Annotated in this window: 18 protein-coding genes; 1 reads left to right on the top strand and 17 read right to left on the bottom strand. The window is 41.3% G+C overall.

Annotated features, from left to right (window positions below; all coding sequences use genetic code 11):
• Positions 1 to 4 precede the first annotated feature (4 nt).
• Complete coding sequence (locus ABDZ91_RS02210) at positions 5 to 928, bottom strand: iron-hydroxamate ABC transporter substrate-binding protein (protein WP_343795931.1); 924 nt, start codon at positions 926 to 928, stop codon at positions 5 to 7.
• Positions 879 to 1,724: an ABC transporter ATP-binding protein gene (locus tag ABDZ91_RS02215; RefSeq protein ID WP_343795932.1), complete on the bottom strand. Its 846-nt coding sequence runs from the start codon at positions 1,722 to 1,724 to the stop codon at positions 879 to 881. Before ABDZ91_RS02215 ends, ABDZ91_RS02210 begins: the two co-directional genes overlap by 50 nt.
• Before the next feature lie 371 nt (positions 1,725 to 2,095).
• On the opposite strand from ABDZ91_RS02215, the gene ABDZ91_RS02220 reads away from it, so the two are divergent.
• The gene (locus ABDZ91_RS02220; RefSeq protein ID WP_343796176.1) at positions 2,096 to 3,184 is read left to right on the top strand and encodes an NAD(P)/FAD-dependent oxidoreductase; all 1,089 of its coding nucleotides are present in this window, start codon (positions 2,096 to 2,098) and stop codon (positions 3,182 to 3,184) included.
• 141 nt (positions 3,185 to 3,325) lie between these two features.
• Here ABDZ91_RS02220 and ABDZ91_RS02225 read toward each other — a convergent pair whose 3' ends face one another.
• The 15 genes from ABDZ91_RS02225 to ABDZ91_RS02295 all read right to left on the bottom strand — a co-directional run bounded on the left by ABDZ91_RS02225 (position 3,326) and on the right by ABDZ91_RS02295 (position 17,476).
• Positions 3,326 to 4,243, bottom strand: a complete 918-nt coding sequence (locus tag ABDZ91_RS02225) for an aldo/keto reductase (RefSeq protein WP_343795933.1) — start codon at positions 4,241 to 4,243, stop codon at positions 3,326 to 3,328.
• A 120-nt stretch (positions 4,244 to 4,363) separates the two neighbouring features.
• Positions 4,364 to 4,918 (bottom strand): DUF3231 family protein, encoded by a 555-nt coding sequence (locus tag ABDZ91_RS02230; protein WP_343795934.1) that lies wholly within the window; start codon positions 4,916 to 4,918, stop codon positions 4,364 to 4,366.
• A 98-nt stretch (positions 4,919 to 5,016) separates the two neighbouring features.
• A complete protein-coding gene (locus ABDZ91_RS02235; protein ID WP_343795936.1) occupies positions 5,017 to 5,469 on the bottom strand; it encodes a hypothetical protein in 453 nt (150 codons plus the stop codon).
• Position 5,470: 1 nt separating this feature from the next.
• Positions 5,471 to 6,256 (bottom strand): hypothetical protein, encoded by a 786-nt coding sequence (locus ABDZ91_RS02240; protein WP_343795937.1) that lies wholly within the window; start codon positions 6,254 to 6,256, stop codon positions 5,471 to 5,473.
• A 181-nt stretch (positions 6,257 to 6,437) separates the two neighbouring features.
• A complete protein-coding gene (locus ABDZ91_RS02245; protein ID WP_343795938.1) occupies positions 6,438 to 7,730 on the bottom strand; it encodes an MFS transporter in 1,293 nt (430 codons plus the stop codon).
• Positions 7,731 to 7,817: 87 nt separating this feature from the next.
• On the bottom strand, positions 7,818 to 8,012 hold the full coding sequence (locus ABDZ91_RS02250; RefSeq protein ID WP_343795939.1) for a PspC domain-containing protein: 195 nt from the start codon (positions 8,010 to 8,012) through the stop codon (positions 7,818 to 7,820).
• Positions 8,013 to 8,616: 604 nt separating this feature from the next.
• Positions 8,617 to 9,339 carry an amino acid ABC transporter ATP-binding protein gene (locus tag ABDZ91_RS02255; RefSeq protein ID WP_343795940.1) on the bottom strand — a complete coding sequence of 241 codons (723 nt, stop codon included), beginning with the start codon at positions 9,337 to 9,339 and terminating at the stop codon, positions 8,617 to 8,619.
• Positions 9,332 to 9,991, bottom strand: a complete 660-nt coding sequence (locus tag ABDZ91_RS02260; protein ID WP_343795942.1) for an amino acid ABC transporter permease — start codon at positions 9,989 to 9,991, stop codon at positions 9,332 to 9,334. The genes ABDZ91_RS02255 and ABDZ91_RS02260 overlap by 8 nt, the downstream gene beginning before the upstream one ends.
• Positions 9,992 to 10,019: 28 nt before the next feature.
• A complete protein-coding gene (locus ABDZ91_RS02265; protein WP_343795944.1) occupies positions 10,020 to 10,826 on the bottom strand; it encodes a transporter substrate-binding domain-containing protein in 807 nt (268 codons plus the stop codon).
• Positions 10,827 to 11,175: 349 nt separating this feature from the next.
• Positions 11,176 to 12,123, bottom strand: a complete 948-nt coding sequence (locus ABDZ91_RS02270) for a S66 peptidase family protein (RefSeq protein WP_343795946.1) — start codon at positions 12,121 to 12,123, stop codon at positions 11,176 to 11,178.
• 18 nt (positions 12,124 to 12,141) lie between these two features.
• Positions 12,142 to 13,398 carry a helix-turn-helix domain-containing protein gene (locus ABDZ91_RS02275; RefSeq protein WP_343795948.1) on the bottom strand — a complete coding sequence of 419 codons (1,257 nt, stop codon included), beginning with the start codon at positions 13,396 to 13,398 and terminating at the stop codon, positions 12,142 to 12,144.
• Positions 13,399 to 13,896: 498 nt separating this feature from the next.
• On the bottom strand, positions 13,897 to 14,475 hold the full coding sequence (locus tag ABDZ91_RS02280; protein ID WP_343795950.1) for an STM3941 family protein: 579 nt from the start codon (positions 14,473 to 14,475) through the stop codon (positions 13,897 to 13,899).
• A gap of 55 nt (positions 14,476 to 14,530) precedes the next feature.
• Complete coding sequence (locus tag ABDZ91_RS02285; protein ID WP_343795952.1) at positions 14,531 to 14,680, bottom strand: hypothetical protein; 150 nt, start codon at positions 14,678 to 14,680, stop codon at positions 14,531 to 14,533.
• Positions 14,681 to 14,934: 254 nt separating this feature from the next.
• Complete coding sequence (locus ABDZ91_RS02290) at positions 14,935 to 16,893, bottom strand: hypothetical protein (protein WP_343795954.1); 1,959 nt, start codon at positions 16,891 to 16,893, stop codon at positions 14,935 to 14,937.
• A gap of 22 nt (positions 16,894 to 16,915) precedes the next feature.
• The gene (locus tag ABDZ91_RS02295; protein ID WP_343795956.1) at positions 16,916 to 17,476 is read right to left on the bottom strand and encodes a hypothetical protein; all 561 of its coding nucleotides are present in this window, start codon (positions 17,474 to 17,476) and stop codon (positions 16,916 to 16,918) included.
• Between the last annotated feature and the right edge of the window lie 2 nt (positions 17,477 to 17,478).

Genomic DNA, 17,478 nt, shown 5'->3' on the forward strand with positions numbered 1-17,478 from the left:
ATTTTTATTCTCCTAAGAAGGAATCCATAAAGAACTCGAGTTGGAAATCAAGAGTAATCGGATCATTAAAGTAAAACTCTTTCGAATCCACAACATAAGTATTGCCATTCTTAACTGCCGGAATGTTTTTAAACGTTTCAGTCTCCATGAAGGAAGACTCTTTCTCTTCTGCCTTACTAACTATGAGATAGTCCCCTACGAATTCAGGTAAAACCTCAAGTGACAACGTATAGTAACCTGGTTCTAACGCTGTTTCTTTTACCTTTTCAGGCATGTTTAGCTTCATTTCTTGATAAAGAATTTCTGTTCCACGTGCCCAGTTATCTCCGAAAACATATAGCTCTTTGTCAAAGTTTTCAATAACCGTAACCGTAGCATCTTCACCGATTTTTGCTTTAATGTCTTCTCCTGCTGCCGCCGCACGCTCTTTGAAGTCATCAATCCAGTTTTGAGCCTCTTCTTCTTTATTTAATAGTTTTCCAATTTCTAAGTGTTGCGTTAAATAGTCCAGTTTTCCATATGTAAACGTGACAACCGGTGCAATTTCTTTTAGTTTATCGACGTTTTTCATAGTAGAAAGACCGATAATTAAGTCTGGATCTAGTTCTATAATTTTTTCTAGATTTTCGTCTGTCACTTCTTCGACACCCTCTAATTCATAGCGAGGATTCATTTTAGACCAAGAGTCAACACCCACAACTGGGACATCTAGGGCTAATACATTTCCAGCAAACGTTGAAAGAACGACTACACGCTGTGGATCAGCAGGGACTTCAACTGGCCCATTTTCAGATTCGTACGTAATCGTTTCGGATTCAGTTTTAGTGTCAGAAGATGAATCTCCCGATGTTCCTTGATCAGCAGTAGCTCCACAAGCACTAAGCACGAGCGCCACTAACAGCAGGAATGAAAGTCTCAATTTCTTCATGTTTATCGTCTCCTTTTATCAGATCGTAGGTCATACACATCGGTTTATTGGTCCTTGGGTCACGTCCAATCGAAGCATCGATTTGGAAAACGGTTCTAAGTACGTCGCGAGTTATCACTTCATCACTTGTTCCCGCTTTTACAATCTCTCCATCCTTCATAGCAATCATGTAATCTGCGAAACGGGCTGCCTGGTTTAAATCGTGAAGAACCATCACAATGGTACGCTCTTGCTCTCGATTTAATTTTTGCAGAAGCTCCAAAACTTCTAGTTGATGAGCCATATCGAGATATGTAGTTGGTTCGTCAAGAAAAATCATGTCTGTTTCCTGTGCGAGTGACATCGCAATCCATACGCGTTGGCGCTGGCCGCCAGATAAAGAATCAACAGATTGATACTTGTAATCTAGAGTCCCGGTCACTTCTAACGCCCAATTGATGACTTCCATGTCTTTGGTGGTTAAGCGACCAAACCCTTTTTGATAAGGATAGCGACCGTATGAAACCAGTTCCCCAACAGATAGGCCTGTTGCACTTTCTGGTGTCTGAGGAAGAATCGCCATTTTTTTAGCTAATTCCTTCGTACTTCCCTTTGAAATATGGCTTCCATCGAGAATGATTGAGCCTGTTTGATGCGGGATAATACGTGTCATCGCTTTCAGGAGTGTCGATTTTCCACAACCATTCGAACCGATAATGGTTGTTATTTTTTTGTCTGGAATTTCAATGCTCAAATCCCGTACAATCAGCCGTTCCCCGTAGCCAATATGAAGATCCTCTGTGTAAAGGCGAACCATGTGTACAGCCTCCAATAAATTTTTTCTTATTTTCGATATTGATAATCATTATCAACACGAGTACAATGTAACTATAAGTTGATTGAGAATGATTGTCAATATCATTTTTGGATATTCTTATTGAAGCGGACACCAGTTCCATTATTCACATTAAATCTATCGTTTTTGAAGATAAACCGGACTCAGAATCTGTTATTTGCTAGATTTCACCTCATTTTTACTAGTTTTTGACCGAATAACGGAACCTGTGTCCGTTTAAACGCTGAAAAGTACCATTTTTATAGAATTAGCGGAACGTGTGTCCCCTTGAATGCCAATTCGCATGACGTGACACAACCTCCGCTTACATAAAGTTTTGGGAGTGAGAAATGATGAACAGAGCAGACTGTTTTGACGTAACCATCATTGGGGGTGGCCCCGCTGGATTGTATTCTGCCTTTTATAGTGGATTACGAGAAATGAAGACGAAGATTATCGACGCACAACCCCAATTAGGTGGTAAAGTGCACATCTATCCAGAAAAAATGATTTGGGATATCGGGGGTCTCACGCCGACTACTGGGGCTAAATTGATTGAGCAATTAGTAGAACAAGGGCTTACCTTTGATCCAGAAGTTGTGTTGAATGAGAAGATTACGTCTATCTCCAAGAACGAAGAAGGGCTATTTGTGCTAAAAGGGGCGTCCGGACGTGAGCATCTCTCCAAAACCGTCATTGTGGCTGTGGGAAGTGGGATTTTAAAACCTCAGAAATTACAGATTGAAGGTCAAGACCTTCTCGGCATTTCGAACTTACACTACACAGTAAAATCTTTAAGCTATTTTAAAGAAAAAGTGGTGCTCGTTTCTGGTGGCGGAAACAGTGCAGTGGATTGGGCGAATGAGTTAGAGCCTGTGGCTAAAAAAGTCTATGTCACGCATCGCAAGGATCAGCTTTCTGGTCATGAAGCCCAAGTCACACAGTTAATGAACAGCTCTGCCGATATCTTTTTCAACTCTACCATTACTAATTTAAAGACTTCAGACACTAAAGAAAAAATAGAATGGGTTCAGCTCACCAACAGTGAAACAGGTGAAGTCGTGGAAATTGAGGTAGATGACGTGCTCATAAACCATGGTTTCGAACAGGACTCCTCCCTACTTGAGAATAGTGAACTCGATATCAAAATGCTTGATAACTTCTACATTGCTGGCAACCCGAACAGCGAATCATCTGTAGAAGGCCTCTATGCTGCGGGCGACATTCTCAAATACGACGGGAAGCTCCACTTAATTGCAGGTGCTTTCCAAGATGCAGCCAACGCCGTCAACAAAGCAAAACAATACATCCAACCAGACGCATCCGGCTTCGCCATGGTCTCCTCCCATAACGAAGTCTTTGAAGAACGCAACAAACAAATCCGGCAACGTGGGACAGAGGGGACAGGAACCTTGTCCCACCTCAAAGCTTTGGCGAAGTAAATGCGAAAAGGTCACCTTTAGGGGTGACCTTTTGAACGTGTAGGGATGCTAAGCTTTTACCACTTTACATGCGGGTTCTCCCCCAAACATTCTGATTCTCTTAGGCGTCACTGCCAACGCACCGACCCTCCACTCATAAACCTACGGCAACTCATTCCCCGCCGCACGATAGAGCTCGTACCACTCTTCTCGAGATAGCTCCACATTAGATGCTTTCACAATCTCCGTCAATCGTGCTGGATTCATCGAACCAACAACCGGCTGGATTTTCGCAGGATGACGCAAAATCCAAGCAATCGCAATGGCTGAATCCGTTACTCCTTTTTTCTCAGCAAGCTCCCTCAGCTTTGCATTCACTTCAGGGAACTCATCATTACCCACAAATGGCCCCTGAATCATTCCATATTGAAACGGAGACCAAGCCTGGATTGTCATATCGTTCAAACGACTGTACTCAAGCACCCCACTCGCCCGAACAACAGCCGGATCATTCATCATATTCACATTTAACCCTGCATCAATTATCGGAGTGTGCATGAGACTTAGCTGAAGCTGATTGATGATCAAATCATCTTTTAAATACTTTTTCAGCAACTCAATCTGCATCGGATTCTGGTTACTAACCCCAAAATATCGAACCTTTCCGCTTTCCTTCAGCTCAGAAAATGCTTCCGCCACTTCTTCCGGCTCCATTAACGTATCTGGACGATGAAGAAGTAAAATGTCTATGTAATCGGTCTTGAGTCGATTTAAACTTCCTTCAACAGAATTCAAAATGTGCTCTTTGGAAAAATCAAAAAATCCTTTTCGAATTCCACACTTCGTCTGAAGGATCATTTTTTCACGAATAGAGGGGTTCATGCCTACAGCTTCCGCGAAAACCTCTTCTGATTTTCCCCCGCCATAGATATCCGCGTGATCAAATAAGTCAATGCCAACTTCCATTGCACTGCCAATCACTTTTGCAGCATCTTCTGTTGAAAGCTGCCCCATTCTCATGCAACCTAAAGAAATTTCGCTCACCTTTATGTCGCTCGTACCTAATCTAATTTTTTTCAAATTCTGACCCTCCGTATGTATAGTCCACCTAATCATAACTGAATTGCTTTGGTTTTAATAATGGAATGCTTTCACCAATAAAAAACCAACTCCAGCGCTTCGAGTTGGTTTTTGGCCAGATTATTGTTTAGGAGCACCCGGTGGATAATAATACGGCGGTACTTTCAGCCAACCTCTTTTTCTCATCAGTGTCTTAATTGTCGTTCCGATTGCCACCCACTCTGTGAAAAATTCGAGCCAAATGATAGCTATATCATTCCGAATTGCATCAACCTGCCCTTTAGCACAGAATTGCAGGCAACTTACCACTTTAAAAGACATTCCATTGGCAATTTCATCATCTGTTAGCTTGACCCCAAGAGGGATATCATTATGATCCGACTTCGGTTTGGCTGAGGTAACCTCTGGTAATGGGAGTCCTTCTTCTCTCATAAATTTACTAAGCTTTCTAACTTGTGATTCACAAGTTTTAATGACGTCCGTCAGCATTTCAATAACTTCATCGTCGTTAGTTGTATTTAAGCCAACTTCTTCATACCGGATAAATTCCTCTATTAAAGCCAAATACGTCCAGCAATCCCCCACTTCAATCACGTGTAAAGGGGTGTGAGGTTCATCCATATTATCCAAAGTTGTCTTAAGTATATTCCAAACCGCCTCAAACGGATTAGCCACTGCGTTCACCTCCTATGACGGTAGTTTTTCCTAGCGAAAAGAAAAGATGTAAATTATTTTCCACATTGGATAGAGGCCATAATGCGACCCATAAACCTTCACTTCACTTTTGCAACCCCTATAGCAGTATAATTCCAAAGGATTTTTTCAACCTTACTTCCATCCTCATCTTTACAATCAACAATTAGAACGACTTCTGATTGCTTACTTTTCCGTAACTTTTTCTTCCTGTTTTTTGCTTTAATGATGATTAAGTCAGTGAAAAAGCCCAGAAGAAATCCTCCACCTGCACCAATGAGCCCCCAATAAATAGGACCCCATTCTAAAATAAAGCCGCGACTTGCACCAATAACCGAGAAAATCACAGCAAGAAACAAACCTTTGTTAATGAGGGATATTCCATCAGAACGATGGATTGTGTCAAAAAGTTTAGGCTCTTCCTGTCGACTATCCAATGGAACTGCAAATATGTCTGAAAAGCCATCTTGTTCTAGTTTCCTAATGGCTAGTTCTAAATAAGCTGAATGGTCAAATGTAGCAAAAACCTGCATATTAGCCCACCTTAATACCCTTCTTCACTTTGAAATTGGCTGGTTGGTAATATTTTTTCAAATAATTTTTTTGTTCCGTTTCATAAAGTTTATTGTTTTCAACTGCGTTCATATAAGAGTCATAAATTGTAAAAAAGTAGAAAGACGGCATATATAAAAGCCACTGCATGTTTAGCACTTCTTTTGATTTGTTTATATCGCCTATCAATAAATAATGAACCCCTTCTAGGAAGTGGGAGTAGTGGATAAAGACAACGGTCAAAATGAGAGTAAAGATAGCTCCAAAGATTCTGTGAATATATAATTGCCCAACACTAGGAATGGTCATTGACCAAAAAGCAGCTACCACCGGGTTTCGTTTATCCAGATAATTCACTTCAAATGGTTTAATGATTAGTTGATTAGCTGGCGGAGAACCGTGCTCGTTAATCAGATAGATTTGATTTAAATCTACTGTGGTCCTGTAGCTATCCCAAATAGCAAATAAGTAAACAGGGATATAGAGATGCATATACTGTATATCTAAGACCTCTTTAGCTGCATCGATTTCTCCAATAAACGTGTACACCATTGCCGTGTTTAAATGAGTACTTTGATTGATAAATAGCTCCCAAAGGACTAAGGAAAAACCTCTTAGATATTTGGAAAGGAGAAGGTGTCCATAGCCTGGAAAAGCAATCGACCACATAGCTACAATATAAGGATTTCTTAAATGTATTTGTGTCGTTCCAAAAATACTGAGATGGGCTAGTTTTCCGCGATACCGCCTCTTCTTAAAATCATTCATCCGTACACCTCAAGCCAAATTAGCATCAATAACGGTATTATTTTTTAAAGGAACCCATTTCATACATTTTGCGGTAGATTTAAATTGACTTAACTATTGCTAAAGTAATTTTGTATGCGAAAACAACGAAAAAATAAGCCATCTCACTTAAAAGTAAGATGACTATCTCATTTACGCAGTTTTAATTTTCTTGAATAACCTTTTTGGAATAGTTCTGTGACCAAATCATTACAGGGATTAGAACCAATGCAAGTACTCCGCCCGCCATTGACAGGGTGCCGTAATTCGAGTTTGCCATCACCATCCCCGAAAGCGCTCCTCCTGATGCACCGGATAAAGCGATGAGAACATCCACTGATCCTTGCGTTTTAGCCCGAGTGGATGGAGTAGTTGAATCGACGATTATGGAAGTACCACTAATAAGTCCAAAATTCCAACCGAGTCCAAGTAAAGCAAGGGCAATCGCGAGGGCTACCATAGATTCACCTGGTGCTATAGCTGCCACTACGCCGGCTGCTAAGAGGGTAACTCCTGATGCTGAGGCCATAATTGTGCGCCCAACTTTGTCCACAAGAACACCTGTGATTAAAGAAGGTAGATACATTGCTGCAATGTGTATCCCAATAATGAGACCGACCTCTCTCAAGCCATGACCATGATGTCCCATATGAACAGGCGTCATCGTCATGACAGCAACCATAACGATTTGGGTCAGCACCATAACCGTTGCTCCAGCGACAACCCCTCGTTTGTTTACCTCTGGCTCTAGAAGCTCACGACCTTTTGATTGCTTACTTTGCTCTCTTTTTTCTTCTTCAGCCAAAGCAGTTGCTACTAATAGTGGATCTGGCTTTAGGAAAAGAAGAAGCATCAATCCTGCTAAAATAAAGGCTCCCGCTGCCAAAATGAAAGGACCTGCTAGAGCCGGGACTCCAATCCTCGTTGCAAATTCCCCCATCACCCCAACCAAGTTGGGACCAGCCACTGCCCCAAACGTTGTCGATACTAGCGCAACACTTACTGCTTTTGCACGCTGATTAGGACCCGCCAAGTCTGTTCCTGCATATCGAGCCTGCAGATTTGAAGCCGTACCTGCCCCATAAATAAGTAAAGAGGCAAAAAGAAGAATGATGCTGTTTGTTAAAGCTGCCAAAATAACGCCGATTGCCCCAACGCCACCTGTCAAAAAACCAGAAGCAAGCCCAAGTCGACGCCCATACCGTTGAGAAAGCCTTCCGATAATAAGGGCAGCCCCAGCTGAACCCAATGTAAACAGAGCAATGGGAAGCCCCGCAAACCGATCTGTCCCGAGCATATCTTGTGCCAGCAAGGCTCCAACCGTAATCCCTGCTGCAAGACCCGCTCCACCAAAAATCTGAGACAACACCACAATTAGTAATGTCTTTTTATATAACCTTTGTTTCTTTTCAGGGGTATCTATGTAACCTTGAAGGCTATTCTGCCTATTTGACATCCATGCCACCCACTCTACTTTATCTTTCTTCTTTTAAAACCCTCTTCTTCTAAAAAAATAGGGAGGGCATTTTCATAACCCAACCTATTAAACCTCATTATCCTTAGGCATTACCCAGTCAGCAAAAATATATCCAATAAGACATGGAATAACTGCTGTCGCTAACGTAAGAATCACAAAACCAATCCGAACAATAGTCGGATCAATCCCAAAATACTGCCCGACGCCCGCACAGACTCCACTCACTTTTTTATCCTTCGTAGACTTTGATAATCGTCTCATAATAACCTCCCACAATCCTATTACTTTATATCTATTGTAACGTACTTCAAGTTTTGCCTGCTATAACGAAAAAAACCTGCGTATTAGGAAGGCCAGGAATTAAACAAACGTTTGTTTAAATTGGGGGGCTTATCGGAAAACGTTAGGTGTTATCAGAAACTTTGGGCTGTCTAGCGGAAATCTTAGGGTGTTTATCAGATACTTTGGGCTCCCTATCGGAAAACTCGTGGCGTCTATCGGAAACTTTGGGCTCCCTATCAGAAAACTCGTGGCGTCTGTCAGAAACTTTGGGCTCCCTATCAGAAAACTCGTGGCGTCTATCGGAAACTTGGGCTCCCTATCGGAAAACTCGTGGCGTCTATCAGAAACTTTGGGCTCCCTATCAGAAAACTCGTGGCGTCTATCAGAAACTTTGGGCTCCCTATCAGAAAACTCGTGGCGTCTATCAGAAACTTTGGGGTCCTATCGGAAAACTCGTGGCGTCTATCGGAAATCTTTCGCCACCTAACGGAAAACCCTTGCCACCCACACATTTTGTCCACAAATAAAAAAGCCCCTCCCTTAAAAGGAGGCGCCAGCAAGGTGGGACAGCAAACCTGTCCCGCTATAAAATTTTCTCTAGGAATTCTTTTGCACGCGCTGTTTTTGGCGCGGAGAAGAATTCTTTTGGGTTTGCGTCTTCTTGGATTTTTCCCCCGTCTAGGAAGAGGACTCGGTCTGCCACTTCACGCGCAAATCCCATTTCATGAGTGACGATGGCCATGGTCATTCCGGTGTGAGCCAAGGATTTCATAACTTCCAGAACCTCTTTTACCATTTCTGGATCTAGGGCTGAGGTTGGTTCATCAAACAACATAGCTTCTGGTTCCATGGCTAATGCTCGAGCGATAGCTACACGTTGTTTTTGCCCACCAGATAACCGATTTGGAAATTCATTCACTTTTTCCTTTAACCCTACCTTTTCTAAAAGTTCCACGGCTTTTGCCTCCGCTTCCTTTTTAGAAAGGCCTTTGATTTTCAACGGTGCATACGTTAGGTTATCCAAAACACTCATATGCGGAAAAAGATGAAAGTGCTGGAACACCATTCCGATTTTTTGACGGACTTTCATAATGTTAGTCTTAGGGTTCGTAATTTCGTCATTACCAATCCAAACCTTACCCGCTGTTGGCTCTTCTAAAAGATTCAAGCAACGCAAGAACGTCGACTTCCCTGATCCAGAAGGACCAATAATCGTAACCACTTCGCCTTTTTCAATGGTTGTGGAAATATCACTTAAAACCTCTAATTTACCAAATGATTTTGTCAGTTTCTCAGCTTTAATCACTCTGTTTCAATCTCCTTTCCATCCATTTACCAAGGAGAGTTAAGCTCATAACCATGATGTAATAGATGAGACCCGCTATTAAAAATGGTTCGAAGTACAACCAAGTATCTGCCCCAACAATTTGTGCACGGCGCATGATGTCCATCGTACCAATCGTTGAGATGATCGCAGATTCTTTCGTTAACGTGATAAATTCATTCATTAGCGCTGGCAAAATATTTTTCATAGCCTGCGGTAAGATGATATCTTTCATCATCATTCGATAAGGGACACCCAGTGCTTTCGATGCTTCTAGCTGCCCTTTGTCCACTGCCTGAATTCCAGCCCGAATGATTTCTGAGATGTAAGCTCCAGAGTTTAAACCGAAGGCTAGGATCCCAGCCATAAAAGCGGAGATATCGTAGCCGATTAACTGGGGAACGGCAAAATAGATAATCATCAATTGTAATATTAGAGGGGTTCCGCGAAACACCGATGTATAGGCATCCGCCAACCACTTTAAAACTTTGACTTTACCAATCTTAAATAGTGCTAAAATCGTTCCTAAAGCAAATCCAATTAGCGCTGATACTATGACAAATTTTAACGTAACCCATATCCCGTAAAGAATGAACGGAATAGAAGGCACGATTTGGGCAAAATCCAAAGTCATGCCCTCACCTCATTTCCTTCTCGCTGTATTATTGACCTTCGCCTGCAATCCACTTTTCTACTAACTTATCAAGCTCGCCGTTTTCCTTCATTTCTAAAATGACTTGGTTGAATTCTTCTGTTAATTCACTACCTTTAGGGAATGCAATAGCAGTTCCTGCTGCATCTTCAGATAGCAGAATACCTGCTAAATCCTCTGATTTTGCTAAAAATCCTTCTGCTACACTTTGATCTAATACAATCGCATCAATACGATTTGATTTCAATTCTTGGATAAGTTCTGGTACCTTGTTTAATTTCTTAACTTCAAGGTCAGCCATTTCCTCACTAAGTTCATTCGCCGTATCCTCTTGGATAGAACCTAATTGAACCCCTACAGCTTTACCCGCTAAATCTTCAGCCGACTCAATTCCAGAACCCTTTAAAGTCACAAGCATTTCACCAGACATAAAGTAGATTTCCGAGAAATCCACATTCTTCTTACGCTCTTCTGTAGCCGACATACTTGAAGCAACAAAATCAACACGATCCGCTTGAAGGGCACCAATCAATCCATCAAAAGCCATATCACGAATCTCAAGCTCATAACCCAATTGCTCAGTTATGTAAGTCGCCAAATCGATGTCAAAACCAACGAACTCAGAACCGTTTGCAGTATCGATAAACTCAAATGGTGGATAATCTGCTGAAGTTCCCATGACTAATTTCGTTTTCTTTTCAGGTGTATCTGACGTCGAAGAACCTTGCCCTTCCTCATTCGAACTTGCTGTCCCACATGCAGCTAACAACGAAATAAGTAAACCAATCATCATAAAACTAAAAAACTTTTTATTCATCCTATATTCCTCCAACTCCCCATTAAATGGGTTTTATTTGTATTTTGTTTTGTATATTTATTCGAATATATGCATATTAACACATCAATAACTCTTTGAAAATACGATTTCTAAAAGAAAGAAAATTCAGATTTATGGAGGCGTTTGCACGGGACAGGGGGACAGGTTTCACTGTCCCACAAAAAAAGCCACTAGTCCGAATTGAACTAGTAGCATCTTCATTTTATTCATATACAATCTCAAGTAATATTCATGCTGTCCAATGTAGGACGCTGTTCCTGTCCCAGTTCCATTTTAGGGATTGGTCATCTGGACGGTGTGGGACACCGTTCCTGTCCCCCTGTCCCGGTTAAACCAGTGCACTTTCCACAATGGTCAACGTACTTGCATCTGCGTCCAGGATGACCTCGACCCCAAAGGGGATAGTGAGGGTTGGCTTGCAGTGACCCGCTTTGACGTCATAGATTACTGGTTTTCCTGCTGGAACGATGACATCATTGAAAATCTCTAGCAAGGATAGGCTTGGTCGGCCTTCCCCTTTTGTTACACAGTTATTCCAGTTTCCGAGGATAACGCCATTACAGTCAGTAAACTTACCTGCTAATTTTAGTTGAGTTAACATACGGTCGACTGCATAGGGCTCTTCATCAATTTCTTCAATGAACAACAACTTAGCCTTCGTATCAATTTCATAAGGAGTACCTATTGTTCCGGCCAGTAGCGAAAGGTTGCCACCCACAATCGGCCCTCTCGCCACTCCACCAACTAAACTTTTTATTTCTTCTTCCCCATCTGGATTCTTCAATTCTCCAAGAGGTTCCGTAGACGATATGGCCCTCAAGAAGCTCTCTCTCGTAAACTCATCAAAATCCCTTAACATATCGGAAGCGGGCATCGGACTATGTAAGGTTACCAAATCACATCTTTGATTGAATACGGTATGCAATGCGGTAATGTCGCTATATCCGGCAAACAGCTTCGGATTTTTCCTGATCATCTCATAATCTAGCTTATGTAACAGTCTAGGAGTCCCGTATCCTCCCCGAAGACAGATGATGCCATCAATCTTTGGATCGGCAAACATCTGATTGATATCGGCCGCTCGAGTTTCATCATCACCTGATAAGTAACCATACAAACTGTGACAGCTTTTACCCACTGTCACATGAAAGCCAAACTCCCATAACTTTTCAATCGCAGCATCCACTCGGTCCGGGTCGACCACAGGACCTGAAGGAGCGATTAACCCAATCCTATCACCCGGTTGTAACGCTTTCGGTTTTTGCAATCTATTCATTTTCACAACCTCCCATCACTAAACATTCACTAATTTTTGATAGGCCTCTATCGCCTTTTTCCAGTACACGCCAGCTGGTTTGTATCTTGATTTTTTCTCATATAATTTAGAAAGAATAGTAGAGTATGTAACAATATTTTCGTAGCTCTTGTTTTCCGTGTAGTATGGAATGACTTCTTTAGAAAGATATTCCTCAAGCTCGTCGTCACTATCTGAAGAAAGCAATGACTTATACACTTTATACTGAATGAAAATGTCCTTAGATAGATTGAGCTCCTCTGCAAAAATCGAACTTGCCTTTTCCATCCAATACGCCGCTTCTCTGCTGTTCTCTTTTTCATAATAGAGCCTGACAATAGACATATACGTTAAAATCATCCCGGAATGATCCTGGTTTTTCTGCTTGTAACGTAAACTATTCATATAACATTGCAGGGCTTTCATATGATCTTGTTTTTTCTCATACAGAAACCCTAAATTTTGCTCCACAGAATCCAGAATCTCGTGATAATTAAAATTCTCACAAATGGTCCTTGCCCACTGATAACTTTCCTCCGCTTGGTCCCATTCTCGAATTTTTCTATAGTTAATCCCTAAAAGAATATGGCAATACACACATTTCTTTTGTAAGTATGTGGACTGGTAAACCTTCAAGGCCTTTTTCGTGCTCTCGATAGAATGAGAAGCTTTCTGAAGTTGTGAATAAGTCAAAGCAATAAAATAATAGATTTCGCCTATTTCCAAGTTATCACTTAACTCATCAATTAGTTTTTCCGCCATCAAAAAGTGAGCATTAGAATCTACGAAATTCCCACTATAATAGTCAATCAATCCTTTGTTAATATGGTAAAACCTCTTTGCCGCAATAGAAAAACTTTCCTGATTCCTATCGTATTTACTAAGAAGCCTCAATGCCCCATCCAAATCCTGTTGATTGATCAAAATCCTACTCTCCAAAAGCTGGATTTTAATTTCAAATTTCTTTTCATACAGGCTTCCTTTTTGTTTTAAACGAGAAAGCTCATCTGTCGCTAATGTTTCATTCCCCAAAAGGATATTGCGATAACATTTCTTGATCTGAATGGATATATTCTTAGGATTTATTTCTTGTAGGTCAACACCAAGCCGCTCATATAAAAGGTTTAACACTTCCTGACTTGGTTCCACACTACCGTTTTCAATCTTGGAAAGGTAAGAGGTAGAAACAATCCCATTCGCCAATTCCTCTTGTGTTATATTCTTTTGTATTCGATAAGAACGAATTCTATTCTCCAAACCAACCACCTCTAAATGTACATTCGACACAATGGGACAAAATTCCTGTCGGGACAGGGGGACAGGTTTACTGTCCCAGGTGCGGGTTCGGAATATTTTATGATATTAGCCTTTTTTGATTGTTGATTAGGTTGTGGACGCTGGAGGCGGAGTTCTGGAGTTCTGGATTTGCGGCTTGAGTTCTAAATTCTACCCCCTGAGTTCTGATATCCACCACTTGAGTTCTGAATTCTTCCCCCTGAGTTCTGATTTCCTCACCTTGAGTTCTGATTTCCACACCCCAAGTTCTGATTTCCACACCTCGAGTTCTGATTTCCACACCTTATGTTCTGAATTCTACCCCTTGAGTTCTGAATTCCACACCCCGAGTTCTGAATTCCCCCACCGGAACTCTCATATCCACCACCAAAACCGAAAAATATCCCTCTCCAATCCTTCTAACGCCAAACAAAAAAGCAAGGAAATCCCTCTCTCCTTACTTCTCAAATTTATACTGACTCATATATGATTAGTTTTTATAATATCACTTGAACCCCTCACTCTACACCCTGCCTGCCAATATTCCCGCACCAGTTTCTGAAGCTCTGGTAGCCCCATTTTTATGGATTTTGCAGAGATGGCTACAGGATAATGAAAGCCGAGTGCCTGGTTTATTGCAATCACCAAGCGAGTACTAGTCTTCTGTTTTAGAATGAGATCGTCCTGATTATACACGGTTAAACACAAATATTGTAGCCCCGCATGCTTCACAATTTCTAATCCCTTAATTTCACTCCAGTGAATAAATCCCGTTTCCGCTATGGCTGCGTTAATCAGTATCCCGTGGGGTGTAAGAATGATTCCTTTTCGTTTGTCAGCAGCTTTTTTACAGAGGAAGTAGGTCAAGCTGGCACACAAAATACTAATGAGGATCCATGAAAAAAACCGAAGGATAGCAGTACTAATCGGGACCTCACCGTCCTGGGAAGTTTGGGACACAGCCATGTACAGAGCCACTACACTTCCTAGCAGCCCCAAGATGATTCCACTTACGTACATTGTTTTTTTCATGGGAACAAAAACTTCAGCTTGATTCAACCGTCTCACTTTCCTTTCGAAATTCTCTGCCCCAACGTCTATGCCAACATTTTACTCAACCTTCGCTATAATTTTTCTCCATAAAGCGATGCAAAAGAGGAATAATTTCTTCAATCAGAGTGGAACTACTCTGCTCACTACTTCCTTCCCCTTTTTGATAAATCGTTCGTAAGAGATCCAATAATTCCTGATTTTCTTCAGACATATTTCCAATCCCCTAACCATTTTTTGTTTCTTGTGTGTTTACCCAGCTAATATGTATAGAAACTGATTAAATTTTTCCAGTGAATTTTATAGGTACATAGAATTATATAAATAGAAAATAGTTCCATTTAACTATACCATATTTCCTATTACAAAAGTGTTACAATTTGGGACAGGAGGGACAGGTTTACTGTCCCACCACTAAACCAATCCAATCCAAGAAAAAAAAGACAGGGAATCCCCTGTCTTCTTTCCTTATTCAAACCTAAGTCTAATAGAGTTTTGATCTTCTTGACCATCCTTTGTTGTAACAGTCACCCAAATCTTCTTAGTCCCAGTAGAGAAGTCTTTCGTATTGAACTCAATCTTTTCTTCCCCAGTAAATTCAAAGATTTCCTCATCAATTTCAACGGTTACCGTTTCGATTTCCGCCTCATAGTTTGCTGCCAAAGAAGCTTTGATCTCAAACTTTCCTGATACAGTATCATTATTGTTCAAACCGTTAATATTCAAGGACGCTAAATCCCGAGAGATGAATGTATCCTGAACGTAGTAATTGCCTTCTCGGTACTCAACCTTAGTACCAGTAGGTATTTCTACAATTACGACTGCAGCATCACCACGAACCTCTAATGGCACACTCCCCGTCACATCGGAAGCAACAACCGTATTCGTCAAAGTATTATATAAATCAACAGCACCTTCTGACGCAACCTCATATTCTACTTCTTTTACTTCATTATGAGGATTATAGATTAAGAATGTCGGGAAAGCATGTTCATTATAGAATTGAGTAGCCTGAACATCTAAACGTAAAATCCCTTCCACGTTCGTCTCCTCTACTATAGATGCTAAAATCCCAGTATGAGACCCACTATAGAGTGAAAAGTCTGTTTGTGCCCAGCCATATACGGTCGGGTCTCCTCCAAACCATGGTGAACGCCCCTGACTTTCTTTTCGAATCCCTTCATATGGAATCGCTTCTTTGATCCTATCGTCAATTCCATGACATGCCTCTACATACGTACAAGATTGATTTTTCTCATCGGTTTCTGTGGCATAAAAATAACGTGAATTACTGGTTAAATGAAGCATCCACTCACCGATACTTTTCGCATATCTGGCATCGTACTGAGCAACTGGTACAATCGCTCCCGCAGCCGCAAATGTATTCATGGCAAAAGCATAGCCACCACCATCTGTCGTACTACCGAACAAGCCATTCATGTCATAACCGCCCCACTGGCCAACAATCGAACCCCAGCCCCCACGAGGAATTGCCGTAGAACCAATCGTATCGTTTAGAAAATCAGCAACCTCAAAATCAGTACCATGTAAGGCATTTAATTTAGCTGCCAAGTAAGGTCCAAAGTACATCAACGCTTCATAGAGCGGACTACCAAAATACCCTTCAATATACTCCATGGTGTTAATACTGGCTTCCAAATATTTTTCATCACCAGTCATTTCATAGCCATAGTACATCAACAGCCCAATTCCGACCGCACTATCTGGCTCTGACCAAACTCCATTACGGTAAGGTTCACCTGTTATAAAATTGAACCCTGTGTAATCAAAATTCGGCTCACCGTTGTTGTACATAACTTCATAAGCACCATACCAGCTTTCAATATTAGCCAACACTTTTTCTCTCATTTCCTCATGATCATCGTACAAATATGAAACATGAGAATACAGAATCGCAGGATAAAGCAGGTACCACATAGAAGTAGTCTCACTACTTCCAGCCGGGTTATTTAAAATAATCTGCTCTTCCTCACTAAAAAAAGCGTCCAGCTGACTCACATAGTCAACGGTATCCACAGTAGACTTATCAATGCCCATTAAAGTAGCACTCAGTACAGCTGCCACATTAGTCACTGCCTCCTGTGCCCCATCTTTGTGCATGCGGCCGTCTCCAACATAAGCAGGTAATCCAAATGAATCATAGGTTGTATCTTCCCACATTAACGGAAGGAACGTCCCTTCTGTACCTGTATCAAACACGAGCTCATCATATTGAAGCGCTTTCTTTCGCCAGTCAATGAGCTTGTAATCATTTGGAATTTTACTGTCATAAAACGTAACTTGCTTGATATCTTTATTCATCGTACTTTCTTCCATCGATACATTCTCTTCCTTACTACAAGAAACGGCCATTATTAACATAATGACCATTCCAAGTATACCTATTGATCGTTTAAGGAAGTTCATACTCACTCCTCCTTAAAACGAATTATTTTTGGTTTAGCATTTTTACAGAAGTTACTTCAACAGTTGCCTCAGGGCTTCCTGTTGCATAAATCCAGATAACACCTTCTACTTTGTCACCATACATATCTCTAAAGCTTTGATCTAGCTTCACATTTAATTCTGATACTGCATAGTTGTTCCATTTGAAGTTGTTGTCTTCAATGAGGTAAACTCCCCATGCATGGTCTTCAATTTCAGGAGTTGTTGGAACGAATTTTGCTCCCCATTTGAAACCATCAGCATTTTCTTTTACTTGAACAAACAGCATTGGGTCTTTTGTTAAGTCGATTGTTACAGGTGCAGACTGTACGCCACCCCAACCATCTGGAGCTGCTTGGATAACGGCTACGTTGTCACCTAACTCAACAGAACCTTCTCCACCACCAGGTGTTTCCATAGATGTCCACTCAGCGATATCTTCAGCTGTTTGTGTGTAGTGGAACAACTCTTCTTGCGCTTCCCCTTTTGACTCTTCTTGCTGACAAGCAGCTAAGAAACCAATCGTTAAAATAAGTGCTAGCGTTAAACCTAACTTTTTGAACATGT

It is taken from the genome of Bacillus carboniphilus, from assembly GCF_039522365.1.
In the GTDB taxonomy this organism is placed as follows: Bacteria; Bacillota; Bacilli; order Bacillales; family JC228; genus Bacillus_BF; species Bacillus_BF carboniphilus.